Consider the following 18,494-nt stretch of genomic DNA (forward strand, 5'->3'; position numbering starts at 1 on the left):
GCAACAGGTGAAACACTTTACCCAATACCCAAGTCCAATTTGAGCGAAGCAGTTAATTCTATTAAAACCTCAAGGCATAACAACATAGAGGAAATTTATAAAAACAATCAAAGTCAGCTTGAAATACATTTGGATTTTGTAATCTTTTATTCACAGTACTTATAACCAAGATAATATCGTTAATATGATTTAACTTTTTTTTTTGTGTATAAACCCGTGTCTGTCAGACCAATAATTATAAAATACCAGCACAACTGGCACTATACACTTTTGTACATGACGCTATAAACTTCATATAGCTAATTTGGCCGCAGAAATATCAAGATAACCACTATTGGATTAAATTATGACAATCGCAGAACAGCAGCCTTACTCATCAACAAATACCAGATTAGATAAAGTTCGCGCGCATTTAGAAAGCATTGGCCTAAAAAACTGTACCGATATAATACATAACCCTAGTTACGAAGCATTGTTTGCAGCCGAAACCGATGAAAAATTAACTGGTTTCGAAAAAGGCACAGTCGTAGATTCAGGCGCAGTAAATGTTGACACTGGAATTTATACAGGCCGCTCACCAAAAGATAAGTTTTTGGTTATGGATGAGACAACCAAAGATAGCGTATGGTGGAGGACTGCAGAAAATAACAATGACAATAAACCGATTTCAGCTGACACTTGGCAAGCGTTAAAAGAAATCTGCCAAGAACAACTTTCGGACTCTAAACTATATGTGGTTGATGCCATTTGTGGAGCCAATGCGAATACAGCACTTAAAGTCAGGTTTATCATGCAAGTTGCTTGGCAAGCGCACTTCGTGAAAAACATGTTTATCCGCCCAACAGAAGAACAACTTGATAATTTTGAGCCTGATTTTGTGGTTATGAATGCATCAAAAGCTTCACACAAAGATTTCGAAAAACATCAGACTAACTCCGAAACCTGTGTGGCATTTAACTTGACTGAGAAAATGCAATTAATTGCCGGGACTTGGTATGGCGGCGAAATGAAAAAAGGCATGTTCTCAATGATGAACTACTTTCTTCCTCTTCAAGGCATAGCATCAATGCATTGCTCGGCCAATGTGGGTAAGGATAATGATACCGCTATATTTTTTGGTTTATCAGGAACCGGCAAAACAACCCTTTCAGCCGATCCTCAGCGAGCATTAATTGGTGACGATGAACACGGTTGGGACGATGATGGTATCTTTAATTTCGAAGGCGGTTGTTATGCCAAAACAATCGATTTAGACGCTGATAAAGAACCAGAAATTTTTAAAGCCATTAGACGTAACGCCTTATTAGAAAATGTTGTGATAAAAGGCAATGTGCCTGACTACTTTGATAACTCTAAAACAGAAAATACCCGCGTTTCATATCCCATTGAACATATTGAAAATCGTGTGTTAGGCATAAGTAAAGCGGGACATGCAAAAAAAGTAATATTTTTGACCGCAGACGCTTTTGGCGTATTCCCGCCTGTTTCACGTTTAACCAGCGAGCAAGCGAAGTATCATTATTTGTCAGGTTTCACTGCAAAACTGGCGGGCACAGAGCGTGGTATTAACCATCCCACTCCTACCTTTTCATCATGTTTTGGACAGGCATTTCTAAGCTTACATCCGACCCAATATGCCGAGGTACTTGAGCAAAGAATGGCTGATGCTGGCGCGCAGGCTTATTTGGTCAACACAGGATGGAATGGCACAGGCAAACGTATAAGCTTAAAGGCAACTCGCGCTATTATTAATGCAATATTAAGCGGAGAAGTTGAAGATTCTGAATGTGAAATACTTCCCTATTTTGACCTTGCCTTCCCCAAAACATTATCGGGGGTAGACAGTCACCTTCTAGATCCTCGTAAAACATATCCAAACACAGATGAATGGGAAAAAGAGGCAAAGCAGCTAGCTGAATTATTTATCAATAACTTTACTAAGTTTACTGATAATGACGAAGGCAAAGCGATTACCTCGGCTGGCCCTCGTTTATAACTTATATGATCGCGCCTAAGTATCTTAGGCGGTTGGTTAACAACCGCCTAATTCTCAAGCAATTAACACAGCATCATTGCTTGAGGTCATCCTATTATTGTTAACAACCCCAGCCATGCAACAACATATATAATCACTTACCAAGTCGCCTCTCCGTTACACCATTAGCGTTTGAACCACGCTTTCCCCAGACAAGTTGTCAGTAGTGTCTGAAATAAACGGCTTGTTCTGCACCATCAAAATGTCCTCAACCAATCACATCGTTTATTTATCGAACAGCAATAATGGTTGATTTTTGTACTCATAGAGAGTTAGATAAGTGACACATGGATAGATAATAAGTGAGTGGATTATGCGTTACGTTAAATTTTTAATAGTACTGATTTTTATTATTGGTAATACAAATACGGCCTTTGCAGAAAAATATCAGCAGAAAAATTCGGAGTTTTGTGGTGAAAAAAGCTGCGAGTTTCTTTTCAAAGAAATGAAAAAATTCGCAAGAAATGGCAGCCCTATTGCACAAGCTACATTATCAATGATGTATGCCGAAGGCATAGGCACTGAAATGGATAAAGGATTAAGCTTTAAATATATCAAAAGAGCAGCAAACAATGGTCTTCCAATTGCAGAATATACCTTGGGTATGTTGTATCGAAAAGGCCAAGTAGTTGGCAAGTACGGTAAGGATGCTGATTATTGGTTGCGAAGATCTGCAAAAGGAAACTTTAAACCCGCCGTCGATTTATTGATTAATGAGAATAAACTCGTAGTTGCAGCAACTAATAATTATCAAGCAGCCGTTTATACAGCTAACCCTGAAGAAGGTATTGAAATTATTGAGGTTAATGCTGATAAATTTTCATTAACAGATTTTTATGATCTGCTAAAAAGTGAAGGTTATAATAGTCCAAGCCAAACAGGATCTCGGATTAAAGGAAGAGGTTGCGGAGATGGCGGAGCAGCATGCAACTTTGTAGACATTAATTCTAAAGAAGGCGCACTTCGGTTTCTTCTTTTTACCTTTAAAGTCAATTTATAAATAGTCCTTGTTAATAGCGATTTCGCGAGAAGGGCAGAGCCATAAATCTGCCCTTGCCTCTTATTGCCTTTTCACTATCCCAATTCTCCTCAAACTTATTTTTAAGATTTACATCCACTAAATTTCTATCCAACTTTGAAAACACTTAATTGACCAAATACCTCAAGTAACTATTTGATTGGATTACGATAAGTGATTCGGAAATTCTAATATGCATTTACCTTGATTATTTAATTACTCCCAACCAATACGCATGCAAATGATAATCATTCCCATTTACAACACTCAAATACTTTTGTACCATGTACTTCTCGTTTTTAAACCAGTTTTTACGGAATACGTTACATGAGTACAACCACTAAATTACAACCTCTTACTTTGGCCGTATTGGTAGCACTAGGCGCAATGCAAACCTCACATGCAAATGAAGAAAACCTTGATGATATTGAGAAAGTCACTGTTACCGGCAGTTATTTAGAAGGCTACAATGCGCATAGTGCCAGTGGTGCATCACGCATGGAGTTAGCGATTGAAGACATCCCCCAGTCAGTATCAGTCATCACTAGTGCACAATTGCAAGACTTCCAACTTACCGATATTAATCTTGCACTAGATACTGCTACGGGGGTTAACGTTGAGCGTATCGAAACCGACCGTACTTATTACACAGCCCGTGGATTTGATATTACTAACTTTCAAATTGATGGCATTGGATTACCACTGACTTCTGGTAACAACCATGCTGGTGACGATACGGCGGTTTATGATCGCATTGAAGTTATCCGTGGTGCCAATGGCCTAATGACTGGTGTGGGTAATCCATCTGCTACAGTTAACTATATTCGCAAGCGTCCTACTGCTGAAAACAACTTACAAGTGAAAGGCACCTTAGGTAGTCATGCACTGAATCGTATAGAAGCAGATGGATCATATCAGTTCAATGAGACATTTTCGGCCAGAGCAGTGCTGGTCAATCAAGACCAAGATTCTTATTTAGACCGCTACAACCGTAAAAACCAGCTAGCTTATATCTTCGTGAATGCGAACTTGTTTGAAGATACCCAGTTATCTTTTAGTCATAGTTACAACAACAGTGATGCCACCGGAAATTTATGGGGCGCTTTACCTCTTTTCTATACCGACGGCAGCGCGACTGATTATGACCGCGGCACCAGTACAGCGGCAAATTGGTCGAACTGGCAGGTTATCAACAATAATTCAGTTGTTGAATTGAGCCATACCTTTAGCAGTGACTGGCGTTTACGTGCCACCTATTCGCAAAAAAGAACCAATGAAGACAGTGAGCTGTTTTATGTATATGGCACACCCGACCGCGAAACTGAACTGGGTTTAACGGGATACGCCAGTGAATATATTTTGGATGACAAACACGACTTATACGATATGTATGTAGAGGGTGACTTCAGTTTATTTGGTCGTGATCATCAAGTCGTCGCTGGGGTTAACTATTCAAAAATGAGTTACACCGACCGTTCGCTTTATGACTTCACTACAGGTAATGGTTTCCCGGCGATCCCCAATCTAAACACATGGGACGGTAACGCAGTATTTCCAACATTCACTGATGGTCAAACTGGCAGCGACGTAGTACAAAAACAAAAAGCGGCCTATGTCACTGGACGTTTTAACCTGATTGACGATTTACATGTATTAGTCGGTGGGCGTTATAACAAATGGGAGGCTGTGGGTGAATCTTATAGTGTTAGCCGTGATGTGACAGATGATGACTTTATTCCATATTTCGGTGCCGTTTATGCAATCAACGATGATATTAATGTTTATGCCAGTTACACCGAAACCTTCCAAGCGCAAAACGAGCTTGATATCAACAACCAACAACTTGCTCCAGTTGTAGGAGAAAGCCAAGAAATTGGGGTAAAAACCAGTTTATTCGAAGGCAGTGCCGTTGCGAGTTTTTCTTATTTTGATGTGCAACAAACTAACTTAGCCATTGCAGACCCTGCAACGGCCAACTTACCCCCTACTGCGCAGCGCTATATAGGTAGTGATGGCATTGGCAGTCATGGCTTTGAGTTTGATTTGGCCGGTGAGGTATTACCAGGCCTGAATACCAGCATAGGTATTACCGACTTTTCAATTTCTGGTAATGAGCTGGTAGCTAACTACACACCAAGCACCATGATTAAATTAGGTGCGGTTTATGATGTGGCTGAAGTAGCGGGTTTGTCTGTTGGTTTGAACGTGCGTTGGCAGAATGACATCTCTAGAAATCAAGGAGTAGTTGGCGCTGAGTTTGCTAATGCCGGTGAAGCTATTGTCACCCAACAAGACGCCTATGCCGTTGCAGATTTATTAGTGAAATATGAAATAAACAACAATATTTCGATTAATTTCAATGTGTTTAACCTCACCGATGAAAAACACCTGACTAGCTTGTATTGGGCGCAAAGTTATTACTCTGCACCTCGTACTGTTAGTGCCACCCTTTCATGGTCACTTTAATAAAAAGTAGCTTGCAAAGAGGCAAACAGTAAATGAGAAAATCCCTGTTTAAATGGCATTCTTATCTGGCCTTATTTGCCATGTTGCCGGTTTTGATAGTATGCATTACCGGCAGTATTTTGGTCTTTAAAGTCGAGATTGACAGCTTGTTAAGGCCGCATCATATGGTGGTGAATGCGAATCAAACAAGTGCCAGAGTCAACCTTGATTCTATGATGACTAGCATTACACAATCCTATCCAGAGCATGTTTTGGCTGGATGGGAGTTGTTTGATGACAAATCTCGGTCAGATACCGCCTATGTCATCAAAAAAGGCACTGAGACTTGGTTCAAAATATACATTGACCAGTATTCAGGCGCGTTATTGTCTGAACCTAAAGAAATGGAGCATTACATAACCGATTGGTTATTAGAGCTACATTACGCTTTTTTGTTGCACTTTAATGGCACCATTATTGGGGTGTTTGTTGGCCTAATTATGTTATTCTTAGGGATAAGTGGCATCATTTTATACCGAGGTTTCTGGCGTAAGGTTTTTACTCTGCGCTTAAAAGCGGCTCGCCGAATGTTGTTCAGTGATATTCACAAAATGGTGGGCATTATTGCCAGCCCAGTGTTTATTCTGATTTCATTTACTGGCGTGTATTGGAACCTGTCGATTATTTTGCATGAAGTATTGGAACACGTTGAAAAAGAACATGTTTTCATCACCCAGCCATACCATTCTGCAACTATATCCTTTGAAGCATTAAGACTGAATACAGCAAGCCAAATCAGCAGTTATCAACCTTACTATATGGCTATTCCGAATGAACCTGAGATGGATATTACCTTTTTTGGAAAAGTGGATACTAATAACCCACTCATCAGTGAGTACGCCAGTATGGTCACATACAGCCGAAAAACAGGAGAGTTAGTAACGGCTTATGATATTAGGGATGCAAGTGTTTGGGCAAAGTTTGATGACAGCACTCGTAAGTTGCACTTTGGATATTTTGCTGGAATTTGGTCAAAAGTTATCTGGTGCATTATTGGTTTGTCACCCGTGTTGTTGGCGATAACCGGTTTGCTGATGTATTTACTTAGGCGTTCACCTAAAAAACAAAGGCGAGCAAGAACTCTGGCTCAAGAATTAGCTAACTGAAGAAAACGATAGAAAACAAAAGTTTTAATACCAATCCAACACACTGGGTTGGTATTAAAACGAATAGTGTTTCAATCTGCTTTAACGAGGTTTGCGATTTTTATTCTTTGGCTTGGCATGACTCGCCTTCTCAGACTTGGCCGCTTCGTTGTGTGGTTGGTTATCACTAAAACGGGTTAACCCTTTTTGCGCTTTGTTGGCATTAGTAGACTTACCTTTAGCAAACGCCTTATTACCTGAACGTTTAGCGAATTCTTTTTGGTCACGGCCTTTTAGCTCATTGCGGCTTTCAGCTGGCACTAAACACTTAGGACTATTACCAATCAAGTGAGCTTTGCCCATTTCTTTAAGTGTTTTTCGCAATACTGGCCAATTAGCCGGATCGTGATATCGTAAAAAAGCACGGTGTAAACGGCGATGAATTTCGCCTTTAGGCACCTCAACCTCTTCACTTTTGTGATTCACTTTATGTATCGGGTTTTTGCCGGTGTGATACATAGTGGTGGCATTAGCCATAGGTGATGGATAGAAATTTTGTACTTGGTCTAGTTTAAAGTTGCGCTCTTTGAGCCATAACGCCAAGTTCAACATATCTTCATCTTCAGTGCCCGGATGCGCTGAGATAAAGTAAGGAATAAGATACTGGTCTTTGCCCGCTTCTTTGGTGTACTTATCAAACAATTCTTTAAACTTGTCGTAGGTACCCATGCCCGGCTTCATCATTTTATCGAGGGGCGCTTTTTCAGTATGTTCAGGAGCTATTTTTAAATAACCACCTACATGGTGAGTCACCAATTCTCTTACGTAATTAGGATCTTCAATCGCTAGGTCGTATCTTACACCAGAGGCAATTAATACTTTTTTAACACCTTCGACATCACGGGCTTTACGATACAGCTCCACCGTTGGCGTTTGATCGGTATCTAAATGTCCGCAGATTTCTGGCCAAACACAGGACAATCGACGACAGGCTTGTTCTGCTTTAGGGCTTTTACAACGTAACTTATACATGTTCGCCGTTGGGCCACCAAGATCGGAGATAACACCGGTAAAACCGGGTACTTTGTCGCGAATTTCTTCTATTTCGCGAATAATGGATTCTTCAGAACGGCTTTGAATTACTCTACCTTCATGTTCGGTAATCGAACAGAAAGTACAACCACCAAAACAACCACGCATGATATTCACCGAGGTTTTGATCATGTCGTATGCGGGTATCTTAGCTTTGCCATAACTAGGATGAGGCACGCGGGCATAAGGTAAATCAAACACCGCATCCATTTCTTCGGTTTCTAATGGATAAGCGGGTGGATTGATCCAAATAATGCGATCACCGTGGCGTTGAACAAGTGCTCTAGCACAACCAGGGTTGGTTTCTTTATGTAAAATACGTGAGGTATGAGCGTAATGGGTTTTTTCAGCGCGCACTACGTCATAGGCGGGCAACATCACATAGGTTTTGTCCCAAGGTTTCACTCTTTGGGTTTTAGAAGTAAAAGGCTGAACGACTATTGGCTGGGCTTTTTGCTCTTCAATAGCCGCTTGCCTTTCGGCTTCAGACTGCACCGCACATTTATCTTCGATAGTCTCGTAAGGGCTAATAATAGCTTCAATTTTACCAATGCTGTCTAGGTGGGTTGAGTCCACTCCCTGCCAACCGGGTAACGGCTCTTTACGAATAACTGCGGTACCACGAATATCTTGCATTTGATCTATGGTTTCACCAGCAGCAAAACGATGTGCCATTTCAAGCAAAGGACGTTCAGCATTACCAAACATCAACATATCGGCTTTTGAATCAAACAACACACTACGGCGCACTTTGTCTGACCAATAATCATAATGCGCAATACGCCTTAAACTGGCTTCAATACCGCCAATGACTACAGGCTTTTTGTAGGCTTCTTTACAACGTTGGGTATAAACCGTCACTGCGCGGTCGGGGCGTTTTCCACCTTCATTATGTGGGGTGTAGGCATCATCATGACGTAATTTTCGCTCAGCCGTATATCGATTGATCATCGAGTCCATATTGCCCGCGGTCACGCCAAAAAACAGATTCGGTTCGCCAAGTTGCATAAATTCGTCTTTGCTATGCCAATTAGGCTGAGAAATAATCCCCACTCTGAATCCCTGCGCTTCCAACGTACGGCCAATTACCGCCATGCCAAAACTTGGATGATCCACATAGGCATCACCTGTCACCAAAATAATGTCGCAACTGTCCCAACCTAATTTATCCATCTCTTTGCGTGACATAGGTAAAAAAGGTGCAGGCCCAAAACACTCCGCCCAATATTTGGGAAAAGAAAACAAGCCGCGATCCGCTTTCATACGGGCAACAGGTTTGGATCGAGAGGCGGGTTGAATAGTTGGCATAATGGTCTCTAAAAAATGCAGCGACGTGCTGTACAAAAAATCGGCGGGATTATAGCAGAAATAGATTGTATTGGTGAGGCAATAATCACCCCAAAATTAACAAGGTTAAATGGGCAACCATATGCGCCAACATCGCACATTCAAGTCCACGCTTGTAAAAAAGCCAACCTGCAATACAACCAAAAAGTGCGTTGCCTACTATGATGTACAAATAAAAATATATGTTGGGAGTTTCAGTCAACATTAATGCAACTGGCAGATGCCCTACTCCAAACAATAATGCTGACAACAAGATAGCAAACACATAATTGTATAAGTTTACCTTACTAGTGTTTGTTTGGCAGACTTTGTAACAACACCAACTAAAAAATGACATTAACCCCCAGCGCACTAATATCTCTTCAGTAATGCCACCATAAAGCAATTTGGTATACCAAGGAGGGTTAAAATGCTCGCTTGCCTGTAAATAATCAATTGGTAGAAAATCTGCCAACAAGTAGAAAAAAACAACTAAACAAATCCCACCAACAACCCCTCCGAATATAGCGGGTAGCAGAATATCCGTGAGCTTTGGCAGATGCGTTGATACGCCACATAATCTATCAATAATTGGAGTCGCTAAACTCACCCTTTTTGCAAAAACGCACCCTAACGCCACCATCAACAATAACAACACACTGCTTTGAATAACGGATATCACTTGTACCCAAAATATTGATATGGGCAGTGGCTCTGGTGACAAAGAAGTGAGTTGCGGTATAAGTGAAATAGATGACAATATGCCAATAAAGCCCAGTGAAAATAAAACTAAGTATTTAGATTTATCAGACCTCAAAGGCAATGCCATGGTGTATTCCCAATTAGCCTTCTATTTCAGGTTCAAGTTTCACTGCCGTACCAAACACCAAAATTTCTGCGGCACTCTGCGCTACCATAGAGGTGGTAAAACGCACATCTATAATGGCATCGGCGCCTAAACTTTTGGCTTCATCAATCATACGGTCAATGGCTTGTTCGCGACTTTCGGCCATTAACTTGGTGTATTCATGAATTTCTCCACCCACAAGATTTCTCAGTGAGGCCAAAATATCTTTGCCTAGATGCCGGGCACGAATGGTATTACCACGCACTAAACCTAAGTGTTGAATTATCTCTCGGTTAGCAATTTGGCTACTGGGCACAACTAACATGTTGTTCATAAATCCACCTTGTTATATTTATCGGTTTTACTGATGATTAAACGCTGACGTAATACTGTTAAAAACAATCCAATACCGCCGCCCCAGATTAAGCTCATGACGATTTTACTGTATAACGCAATGCTGCTATCAAACCAAAAATGGTAAACACCAAATACAATACTAATTAACACGCCACTGACAATGGCAAACCAAGCGAAATCAAACATTCGTCTTGAGGTTAAGTCTTGTAATACCGCATCCATTTTTTGTTGCTCTAGATTAGGATAATAAGTCTGGCTAACCGCACCTTGTATCTGCTTCAATTGTTCATAGGTTTGGCTACAACTATGACATTGACTAAGGTGTACCGATACACGCTGACTCTCTTGCTGGCTTAATTCTCCATCCAAAAAGCCTGATAACTGTTCGCCAATATGTTCACATAAACTGGTTTTTTTCATGATTAGTCTCCAACTGTTTCGGTTAACAGCGTTTTTAATGCCAAACGAGCGCGATGTAGCCCAGACATCACAGTACCTTTGGGTATATCTAAAACTTCAGCGATTTCCAAATACGACATTTGGTGGTAATCCTTCAATAACACTAACTCCCTTTGTTGCTCGGGTAATACAGCCAAAGCTGCTTGTATTTTTTGATTGAGTTGTGTTGTTTGTGCGGCTTGCTCGGGATCAGTAGCCAGATTTGTTTCAAAGACATGTGGCACTTGCTCATCAAACTCTTCAGTTTGATGGCGTTTCTTCTCGCGCAACTTATCTATCGATTTATTCCGTACAACACGGAAAAACCAAGGTTTAAAATCGGCACTGCTTGAATTAGGAGCACCGCGATGAGCAATGGCAACCGACACTGAGTCCTGCAGCGCATCTTGCGCGTCAGATGTCTGCCCTAGTATTTGCAAGGCTAATTTAAACGCCCCTTGGGTAACCTTTGCTAATGTGTCTTGCATCTCAATCCCTAATTAAAACTGACCAATAACCAACGTGACTATATCTATAACGTCCCAGCTTTGGGGTTTATTCCATAGATTGCAAAATAAATTTATTACACCCATTTGTTGACAACTAAATAAACCTTCTCTACATTTGTAGACATAAGATCGACAAATGTAGAGATAGAAATGACAACCGACATAAAACTCAGTGAATTTGAATTAGATGTAATGAACATTCTTTGGCAAGCCGGTAAAGCGTCTGCGCCCGAGGTACATGAAAAAATTAAATTGGATAAAGACGTTAGTTACTCAACGGTCAAAACCATAATCGACCGACTCGAACAAAAAGTAGCAGTCACACGGGCCGACCAACAAGGTCGCACTATTTATTATGCTCCAGCGATTGAACGTGAAGCCCTATCCCCTCCTTTACTCAAAGGTTTTTTAAAGCGCATGTTTGCCGGAGACCCAAACAAAATGGTGGCGCAGTTACTTGCCAACGAACAACTTAATAACAGCGAAATCGAGCAACTAGAAAACATGTTAGCAGCGCATAAAGCTAAAAATAAGAATTCAACTGAATAGTGAGGCGATAATGACAACTTATCTAACTATCACCCTAATGATCAGCAGTCTATGTGGTTTAGCCATTCTGCTATTAGGCGCAGCGCCTGCCCGATTGCGTTTTTATATTTGCCTGATGTTATTGGTTACTTGGCTTACCCCTTGGCAATTATTGCAACTTGAGGCGGCATCTAACACTTTCACTTTACCGCTCAATATTCTAAGTGAATTCAATTGGGTAAATTCCGCAACCGTCACCCAAGACACTCCGGTAGTTACCCCGTTAACCGAACAATCATCTCCTGCATGGCTAACATTTGACGGGTTATGGCAGGCTGCATTCATCATAGGCTTAGTATTGTTTTTCAAAGATCTGGTGAGTTATCTAAAGTTACATAAACGCTGGGTAAAACACTCAAAACTAGATAATCAAACATGGAAAACAGCACAAATAACCCAGCCTTACTGTGATATTCGTCGCATCAAGTCAGACTCTCCAGGCATGGCTACCGGTCTGACTAAACCCATTATTTGGCTTGACAGTGAACAACATGACATCGACAAAATTCGCACTATTGTGTTGCACGAATTAACCCATATTCGCCAGCATGACCCCTATTGGTTATGGGTGATTAACCTTGTGCAGCGCTTGTTTTGGTGGAATCCATTGGTTTGGTTTACCGCACATTACGCTAGGCAACAAATAGAATTAAGCTGCGATGAGCAGTGTAAAAAGCATTTACCCGAAGGCAGTTATCAACTGCAGTTGATTAAACTGACATTACAGGTGAATAAGCAGCAACAGACACTGAAAATGCCCGCAGTTTTACAAATGAGTGGTACACCGGCATTTAATTTACAGCGAATTAATAAACTCAATAAGGAACATAAAATAAAAAAACGATATGTAGTAGTGATGGCGGCGTTATTGTCGCTAACGGGATGGATTGGCTTTTCAAATGCTACAGTCAATACAGAACAACTTGGTAATAATGGAGCTCAAACAGCGAGTCTTGTTGATGTGCTCAAGACGATTAATAACAAAGATTTTACTGGGGCACAATCTCAGTTAAATTACTTAGCTAATAATGTGCACAACTTCGACATCTCAGAACAGGCCAAAATTTGGAAACTGAACGCTCACGTATTATATGAGCTAGATGCCAAAAACCCACAGATAATAGCCTATATGGATAAAGCGATAGCCCTTGAAGACTCGTTAGCTACAAGTGAACTTTTAGCCATTCTTCATATGGCACAAGCTTTTGCAGCAAGCCAAGAAAGATGGGACAAACAACTTAGCTACGCAAGCAAATGGTTTGAAATAGCTGATGATAATGTAGACAAGAAAAATCAATTATTTTTGACCGCAGTTTCACACTTTTATTTAGAACAACATGCAAGGTCGGCTACATTATTAAATCAGTTAGTTTCTATCAGCGAAACTCAAGGATTTCAGCCTCAAGAACAGTGGTTAAATCTGTTAATAGCAAACCATCTGGCGAATGAGGACTCGATTGAAGCCGTTGCGATTCAAGAAAAAATAGCCATATTGTACCCAACAGAGAAAAACCAAAAGCAACTAGAGAGTATGTCTCAAATGCTTTAACTAAAGCCAATTAAATACAAAACACATAACGAGTTAAAAACTCCTTATGTGTTTTGCTATTTAAGAACTTTCAATCCGTAACTTAGCTTAAAAATATTTTGTAAAAGGAAACCATCTTGGCCAATAAAAATGTCGTCCGAAAGTATTTGTCATGTTTATTTCTTTCTATACTTCTTTGCACTGCCACTTTGAGTTACAGCTCACAGCCCCTGCATTTAAAAGGTCTGTACGAGGACATAACAATAGGTGAGATAGATGGCGTGAAATTATCAATCAACCTAGCCTTCCCGCAAACACTCAGTGCACAACCTCGACCAGTACTGATAATGATCCATGGTGGTGGTTTTTTAAAAGGTGATAAAAGTAATAATAATCTACGTATTCAAAAAATGACTCAATTGGGTTTTGTTGCTGCTAGTGCTATGTATCGATTTGCACCAGAACACAAGTTTCCTGCGGCACTTGATGACATAAAATTGGCGATCCGTTTTTTAAAAGCTCATGCTGCTGAATACCATATCAATCCACAACGGATTATTCTTAGCAGTGCTTCAGCCGGTAGCTACTTAGCGGTAATGGCCGGAGTGACAGGGAATTCCGATGCCTTTGATGATCATGGTTTGTATACTCAATTTGATTCATCTGTGCACGCAATAACAGGTCAATCATCGCCTATCGCAGATTTTAGACTAGCGAAATATTTAGAGTTCTCATTACTAAAACGTTTGCTCGAACACAATTCAACTAATCATCAACAACGTCTAGCGGCCTTATCCCCCGTCACCTATTTAGATCCCCAAGATCCGCCTATGTTTTTAACACATGGTGATGCAGATCCTATTGTACCTGTTGAGATGAGTCGTGAATTTGTCCGAGAACTAGCAAAAACAGGTCACAGCTATGAGTACCACGAATTGGCAGGTGGCACTCATAGCTACAGTCAATCCGTTCCTGATAAAGCAAAAGCAGTATCCAAGCGGTATAGAAAGTTTATCGAAAAGTGGGCAGAATAGAACGAGCGAATGAAATGAATCGCTCGTTAACTATTTGAGCAGGAAACCCGCATTTAAATCAATTCTCGATTGATTCCAATATCTCAGTAGTTTCTTCCTGCACAACATTCAAAGGAGCCTGTTTCACACCTTCAACCGTTTCTAGTGATGGATAGCCATCAGCAATTAAACCAATGGTCACTTGAAACTCACGTACACCTTTACGCGTAGCTGGCCCCAAAATACCGTCAGCTTCACCTACATCAAAGCCTAGTTTGTTTAGCTTATCTTGGAATTGCTGCATTTCTGCAACGGTATAATTAGGTAAGTCGGGTAGAGGTTTTGATAAATTACCATGACCTGAAATTCGGTCGGCTAAGTGGCCTACTGCGATGCCGTAATATTCAGAATTGTTCCAACGTAGAATCACATCAAAATTGGGGTAGATGATAAACGCTGAGGCTTTATGCCCAGCAGGGATAAGCAATGCTGCTTTTAAATCACTGTCGCCAAGGGATTTACCACTGACTTGGGTTACTTGTTTTTCTGACCAAAAAGACAAAGGTTGAGGTTGTGATTTGCCTGCTAATTGATAATCGAAACTGTCTGGCAATAAGACTTCTCGGCCCCATCTAAAGCCAGTTTGCCAGCCTAAATTTTGTAAAAAGTGGGCTGCAGATGTCAGTGCATCTAATTCATTATTCCATAAGTCTACTTTACCATCGCCATCGCCATCTCTGGCATATTTCATATAGGCTGTAGGCATAAATTGGGTGTGCCCCATGGCCCCAGCCCAAGAGCCAATCATGTCTTTTGGAACTAGGTTTTCACGCTCAAGCAACAACAATGCCTGCACAAGCTCGTCGGAGAAATATTCACTTCTTCTCTTATCACAGGCCAATGTGGTTAAAGCCGCAATAGTAGGAATTTTACCTTTGATACCACCAAAATTGGTTTCAAGCCCCCAAAACGCAATCAGGTAATGGGCTGGCACACCGTATTGTTGAGTAAGTTTAGATAAAAACTCACGATGTTCAGCTAGTTTTTCACGGCCTTTATCCACTCGCCAATTGGTCACGCGTTTTGAAAAATAACCAGTAAATGTTTGCACAAATTCTGGTTGATTACGGTCGTAACCTAGAATTTTAGGCAAAGGTTTAGTTTGCCCCAGAATATCTACGGTGGTGCTTTCAGACACGCCTGCATTACGAGCCTGTTGCTGTAAGCGCTCGATACATTGTGGAAACCCATCCGCTTCTGGCGTTTCATTTTCCTGAGCGTGAGAAACACTAGCCAATGACGTTAGCCCAGCAGCGATAATAATTGTTCTAAATGAAGAAAAAGAAATCAAAGTCACTATCCAAAAAGTTTGAGAAATTGTTGTTCGAGTCTTATGCTACCCGACTTAGTAAAAATCGTTAAGCAAATTTCTGCATCCATACATCATTCGCCATTATATTTTCTGTACTGCTAATATGATCAAGCCATGTTTTGCCAATTAGATGGTCAAATTCGTGTAAAAAGATACGTGCGATAAAACCTTCAAGTTTGATATTTTGCGGCTGACCTTGTCTGTCCAAATACGCCACATCGACCGAATCTGAGCGTTCAATACGCCCGCGCAATCCCGGCACAGACAAACACCCTTCCCACTCCCACACCGTGTTTTCACTACTTTGTTGAATCACAGGGTTAATCAATACCAAAGGTTGCATATCGGGCGCGTCGGGATATCGAGGGTTAGGCCGAGAAGCAATAATCATAATGGCTCTAGGGTCAAATACTTGCGGCGCAGCAATACCAATGCCATCGGCCTCAAGCATTGTCGCCAATAATTCATCAATAAAACCATTCAGTGATTCATGCTCAAACTCAGACTTTGAAATCTGTATAGCTGACGTTCTAAGTATTTCCTCACCTACATGCGCAATTCTCATAATTCATCTCTTTTTTGTATCCGTTCGCTCGAAGCCCGCGACCAGCAGTTACTTTTAATTCACCAACTGTAATTGTGCAAATTCACGATACAGTGCATTACTTTCTACCAACTCTTGATGCGTGCCTATTGCGACTATTTCCCCCTTGTCCATCACCACAATACGATCAGCATTTATGACAGTCGCCAGCCTATGAGCAATAATGATAGTGGTTTTGTCTTTCATTAATTCTTCTAAGGCTAACTTCACATGTTGTTCATTTGAAGCGTCCAAAGAACTAGTGGCTTCATCTAACAGCAATATTGGTCGGTTTGCCAAGATAGCCCTAGCAATGGCAATACGCTGTTTTTGCCCACCGGATAAACGCACACCACGCTCACCCAAGTTAGTTGCATAACCTTCTGGCAACTCACAAATAAAATCATGAGCACGGGCGGCCTTGGCGGCGTTTTCAATATCCAACTGACTGGCATTGGTGCGACCGTAAGCAATATTATCTTTTACACTGCTAGCAAAGATTACTGATTCTTGTGGCACTAAGGCATATTGATCCCGCAGCGCAGCAACATCGAGCATTTTAATGTTTTGTTTTTCCAATTCAATCTGACCACTACTGACATCATAAAAACGCAGTAATAATTGAAACAAAGTAGACTTACCCGCGCCACTAGGCCCAACCAAAGCAATACGCTCGCCACTTTTAACCTTCAAGTTCAGGTTTTTTATCACAGCAACGGAATCAGCTTGAGGATAATGAAAATTCACATTTTGTAATTCAATGTCACCACTGACTTTATTTGGCAGTTGAATAGGTGACGCTGGCGATTCGATACTGGTTTGAGTGTTGAGTAATTCCATTAATCGTTCACTTGCACCGGCTGCCTTTTGAACTTCACCAATCACTTCACTAATGGTGGCCACTGCCCCACCGGCCATCACAGCGTAAAACATAAATGCGGTGAGTTCACCCGCGCTCAACTCTCTGCTTAATACTTGCTGTGCACCTACCCATGCCACTAGTGTGATGGCGATAATGCTAATAGCCATAATACAAGCCACCAGCAAGGCACGGAATTTAATCCGTAAATGTGCGGCCCCCATTACACTCTCGATGCGAGTCTGAAACAGTGTTTTGTCTATTTCTTCATGGGAATAGGCCTGTACTGTGTGGATTTCATGTAAGGTTTCATCAACATAGGCGCCCACATCAGCCACCTTGTCTTGGCTGTTTTTAGAGTACAATCTGACTTTAGCACCAAAAACTCTAATCGGTAGCAATACTATTGGCACTGCAATCAGTACATACAAGGTCAACATTGGGCTTGAAAAAAGCATTAAAAATAATGCACCAATAAAAGTAATGCATGAACGCAACCCCATGGATAATCCCATGCCCACCACAGACTGCAATAATGTGGTGTCTGCGGTAAAACGAGAAATCACTTCCCCGGTGCGCGTTTTAGCAAAAAATGCAGGTGATAAGGTCAACAAATGCCCATACACATTTTGCCTTATGTCTGCACTTACTCGCTCGCCTAACCAAATCATCCAGTAAAATCGAAAATAAGCTGCGATACTGCCAATCAGCGCAATACCCATCACCAAAAACATAGTTTGATCTAGTTTGTCGGCGTTGTTAGCAATAAAACCTTCATCCACCACCGCTTTAATACCTTGGCCTAATAACAACCACGACGCCGCACCTACAATTAATGCTGAAATGGCAATTGCCACTTTTGATTTATAAGGACGAAGTTGACCAAATAGCCATCTCATTACGGTGCTGGTTTTAGGGGATTGCAAAGTATTTCTCTCGTCAATTTAGCAAGTAGATTTAGTATGGGGGCACTGGGCAGTGATTACGATACGCCAGTCAAAGTAAAAAGTATCAAACTGTTGCAGGCGGTTTACCCATACCCCGCTGAAATGCATATTTTGCGGTTGTATGGGTATATCCTTCAACCCTATACTGGAAATTAGTTTACCGTTTCTCAAACAAGGATATTTATGAGTAGCAGCAGTTACCTGACAAACAAACAACAACCCGCAGTCACTAAAATGGATATGTCCATGAAAGTGGCATTGTTAATTGGTGCAGCGTTACTACTGTTTCTGTTTTGGTTTTATCCGAACCTTATTCGTTTGAGTTTATACGCTGGTTGTATAGTGTGTTTGGGCTTGTTTTTACCTCGCCAAGCAGGTTGGGATATACGAGC

Annotated in this window: 16 protein-coding genes; 8 read left to right on the plus strand and 8 right to left on the minus strand. The window is 41.1% G+C overall.

Annotation, left to right across the window (positions count from 1 at the left end; all coding sequences use genetic code 11):
- The first annotated feature begins 346 nt into the window (after window positions 1-346).
- From pckA to QZ488_RS12110, 4 genes are all read left to right on the plus strand, one after another.
- Window positions 347-1,996 carry a phosphoenolpyruvate carboxykinase (ATP) gene (pckA, locus tag QZ488_RS12095; protein ID WP_293748995.1) on the plus strand — a complete coding sequence of 550 codons (1,650 nt, stop codon included), beginning with the start codon at window positions 347-349 and terminating at the stop codon, window positions 1,994-1,996.
- 352 nt (window positions 1,997-2,348) lie between these two features.
- Window positions 2,349-3,035 carry a tetratricopeptide repeat protein gene (locus QZ488_RS12100; protein WP_293748997.1) on the plus strand — a complete coding sequence of 229 codons (687 nt, stop codon included), beginning with the start codon at window positions 2,349-2,351 and terminating at the stop codon, window positions 3,033-3,035.
- Between the two features lie 345 nt (window positions 3,036-3,380).
- Window positions 3,381-5,519, plus strand: coding sequence for a TonB-dependent siderophore receptor (locus tag QZ488_RS12105; protein ID WP_293748999.1), 2,139 nt, complete (start codon window positions 3,381-3,383; stop codon window positions 5,517-5,519).
- 32 nt (window positions 5,520-5,551) lie between these two features.
- A complete protein-coding gene (locus tag QZ488_RS12110) occupies window positions 5,552-6,664 on the plus strand; it encodes a PepSY-associated TM helix domain-containing protein (RefSeq protein ID WP_293749001.1) in 1,113 nt (370 codons plus the stop codon).
- Between the two features lie 81 nt (window positions 6,665-6,745).
- On the opposite strand, the gene QZ488_RS12115 is transcribed toward QZ488_RS12110, so the two are convergent.
- From QZ488_RS12115 to QZ488_RS12135, 5 genes are all read right to left on the minus strand, one after another.
- Window positions 6,746-9,043: a YgiQ family radical SAM protein gene (locus tag QZ488_RS12115; RefSeq protein ID WP_293749003.1), complete on the minus strand. Its 2,298-nt coding sequence runs from the start codon at window positions 9,041-9,043 to the stop codon at window positions 6,746-6,748.
- An 85-nt stretch (window positions 9,044-9,128) separates the two neighbouring features.
- On the minus strand, window positions 9,129-9,890 hold the full coding sequence (locus QZ488_RS12120; protein ID WP_293749005.1) for a CPBP family intramembrane glutamic endopeptidase: 762 nt from the start codon (window positions 9,888-9,890) through the stop codon (window positions 9,129-9,131).
- Between the two features lie 13 nt (window positions 9,891-9,903).
- On the minus strand, window positions 9,904-10,242 hold the full coding sequence (locus QZ488_RS12125) for a YbjQ family protein (RefSeq protein ID WP_293749007.1): 339 nt from the start codon (window positions 10,240-10,242) through the stop codon (window positions 9,904-9,906).
- Window positions 10,239-10,685: a zf-HC2 domain-containing protein gene (locus QZ488_RS12130; RefSeq protein WP_293749009.1), complete on the minus strand. Its 447-nt coding sequence runs from the start codon at window positions 10,683-10,685 to the stop codon at window positions 10,239-10,241. Before QZ488_RS12130 ends, QZ488_RS12125 begins: the two co-directional genes overlap by 4 nt.
- A 2-nt stretch (window positions 10,686-10,687) precedes the next feature.
- Complete coding sequence (locus QZ488_RS12135) at window positions 10,688-11,191, minus strand: sigma-70 family RNA polymerase sigma factor (protein ID WP_293749011.1); 504 nt, start codon at window positions 11,189-11,191, stop codon at window positions 10,688-10,690.
- 171 nt (window positions 11,192-11,362) lie between these two features.
- Between QZ488_RS12135 and QZ488_RS12140 the strand changes: the two genes are divergently transcribed.
- The 3 genes from QZ488_RS12140 to QZ488_RS12150 all read left to right on the plus strand — a co-directional run bounded on the left by QZ488_RS12140 (window position 11,363) and on the right by QZ488_RS12150 (window position 14,362).
- A complete protein-coding gene (locus tag QZ488_RS12140) occupies window positions 11,363-11,761 on the plus strand; it encodes a BlaI/MecI/CopY family transcriptional regulator (RefSeq protein ID WP_293749013.1) in 399 nt (132 codons plus the stop codon).
- A gap of 10 nt (window positions 11,762-11,771) precedes the next feature.
- The gene (locus QZ488_RS12145; RefSeq protein ID WP_293749015.1) at window positions 11,772-13,349 is read left to right on the plus strand and encodes a M56 family metallopeptidase; all 1,578 of its coding nucleotides are present in this window, start codon (window positions 11,772-11,774) and stop codon (window positions 13,347-13,349) included.
- Between the two features lie 260 nt (window positions 13,350-13,609).
- On the plus strand, window positions 13,610-14,362 hold the full coding sequence (locus QZ488_RS12150; RefSeq protein ID WP_293749017.1) for an alpha/beta hydrolase: 753 nt from the start codon (window positions 13,610-13,612) through the stop codon (window positions 14,360-14,362).
- 58 nt (window positions 14,363-14,420) lie between these two features.
- Here the strand turns inward: QZ488_RS12150 and QZ488_RS12155 are convergent, their stop codons facing one another.
- The 3 genes from QZ488_RS12155 to QZ488_RS12165 all read right to left on the minus strand — a co-directional run bounded on the left by QZ488_RS12155 (window position 14,421) and on the right by QZ488_RS12165 (window position 18,081).
- A complete protein-coding gene (locus QZ488_RS12155; RefSeq protein WP_293749019.1) occupies window positions 14,421-15,692 on the minus strand; it encodes a lytic murein transglycosylase in 1,272 nt (423 codons plus the stop codon).
- A gap of 67 nt (window positions 15,693-15,759) precedes the next feature.
- Window positions 15,760-16,278, minus strand: a complete 519-nt coding sequence (def, locus tag QZ488_RS12160; RefSeq protein ID WP_293749021.1) for a peptide deformylase — start codon at window positions 16,276-16,278, stop codon at window positions 15,760-15,762.
- A gap of 54 nt (window positions 16,279-16,332) precedes the next feature.
- Window positions 16,333-18,081, minus strand: a complete 1,749-nt coding sequence (locus tag QZ488_RS12165) for an ABC transporter transmembrane domain-containing protein (protein WP_293749023.1) — start codon at window positions 18,079-18,081, stop codon at window positions 16,333-16,335.
- Between the two features lie 204 nt (window positions 18,082-18,285).
- On the opposite strand from QZ488_RS12165, the gene QZ488_RS12170 reads away from it, so the two are divergent.
- Window positions 18,286-18,494: hypothetical protein (locus QZ488_RS12170; RefSeq protein WP_293749025.1), on the plus strand; the 209-nt coding region annotated here is incomplete at its 3' end.

This window comes from uncultured Paraglaciecola sp., assembly GCF_913020055.1.
In the GTDB taxonomy this organism is placed as follows: Bacteria; Pseudomonadota; Gammaproteobacteria; order Enterobacterales; family Alteromonadaceae; genus Paraglaciecola.

Excerpts from the sequence above, each read along its gene's own strand:
- def (WP_293749021.1), bottom strand. The coding sequence starts at position 16,278 with ATGAGAATTGCGCATGTAGGTGAGGAAATACTTAGAACGTCAGCTATA.
- QZ488_RS12105 (WP_293748999.1), top strand. The coding sequence starts at position 3,381 with ATGAGTACAACCACTAAATTACAACCTCTTACTTTGGCCGTATTGGTA.
- QZ488_RS12135 (WP_293749011.1), bottom strand. The coding sequence starts at position 11,191 with ATGCAAGACACATTAGCAAAGGTTACCCAAGGGGCGTTTAAATTAGCC.
- QZ488_RS12100 (WP_293748997.1), top strand. The coding sequence starts at position 2,349 with ATGCGTTACGTTAAATTTTTAATAGTACTGATTTTTATTATTGGTAAT.
- QZ488_RS12125 (WP_293749007.1), bottom strand. The coding sequence starts at position 10,242 with ATGAACAACATGTTAGTTGTGCCCAGTAGCCAAATTGCTAACCGAGAG.
- pckA (WP_293748995.1), top strand. The coding sequence starts at position 347 with ATGACAATCGCAGAACAGCAGCCTTACTCATCAACAAATACCAGATTA.
- QZ488_RS12110 (WP_293749001.1), top strand. The coding sequence starts at position 5,552 with ATGAGAAAATCCCTGTTTAAATGGCATTCTTATCTGGCCTTATTTGCC.
- QZ488_RS12130 (WP_293749009.1), bottom strand. The coding sequence starts at position 10,685 with ATGAAAAAAACCAGTTTATGTGAACATATTGGCGAACAGTTATCAGGC.
- QZ488_RS12120 (WP_293749005.1), bottom strand. The coding sequence starts at position 9,890 with ATGGCATTGCCTTTGAGGTCTGATAAATCTAAATACTTAGTTTTATTT.
- QZ488_RS12140 (WP_293749013.1), top strand. The coding sequence starts at position 11,363 with ATGACAACCGACATAAAACTCAGTGAATTTGAATTAGATGTAATGAAC.
- QZ488_RS12115 (WP_293749003.1), bottom strand. The coding sequence starts at position 9,043 with ATGCCAACTATTCAACCCGCCTCTCGATCCAAACCTGTTGCCCGTATG.
- QZ488_RS12145 (WP_293749015.1), top strand. The coding sequence starts at position 11,772 with ATGACAACTTATCTAACTATCACCCTAATGATCAGCAGTCTATGTGGT.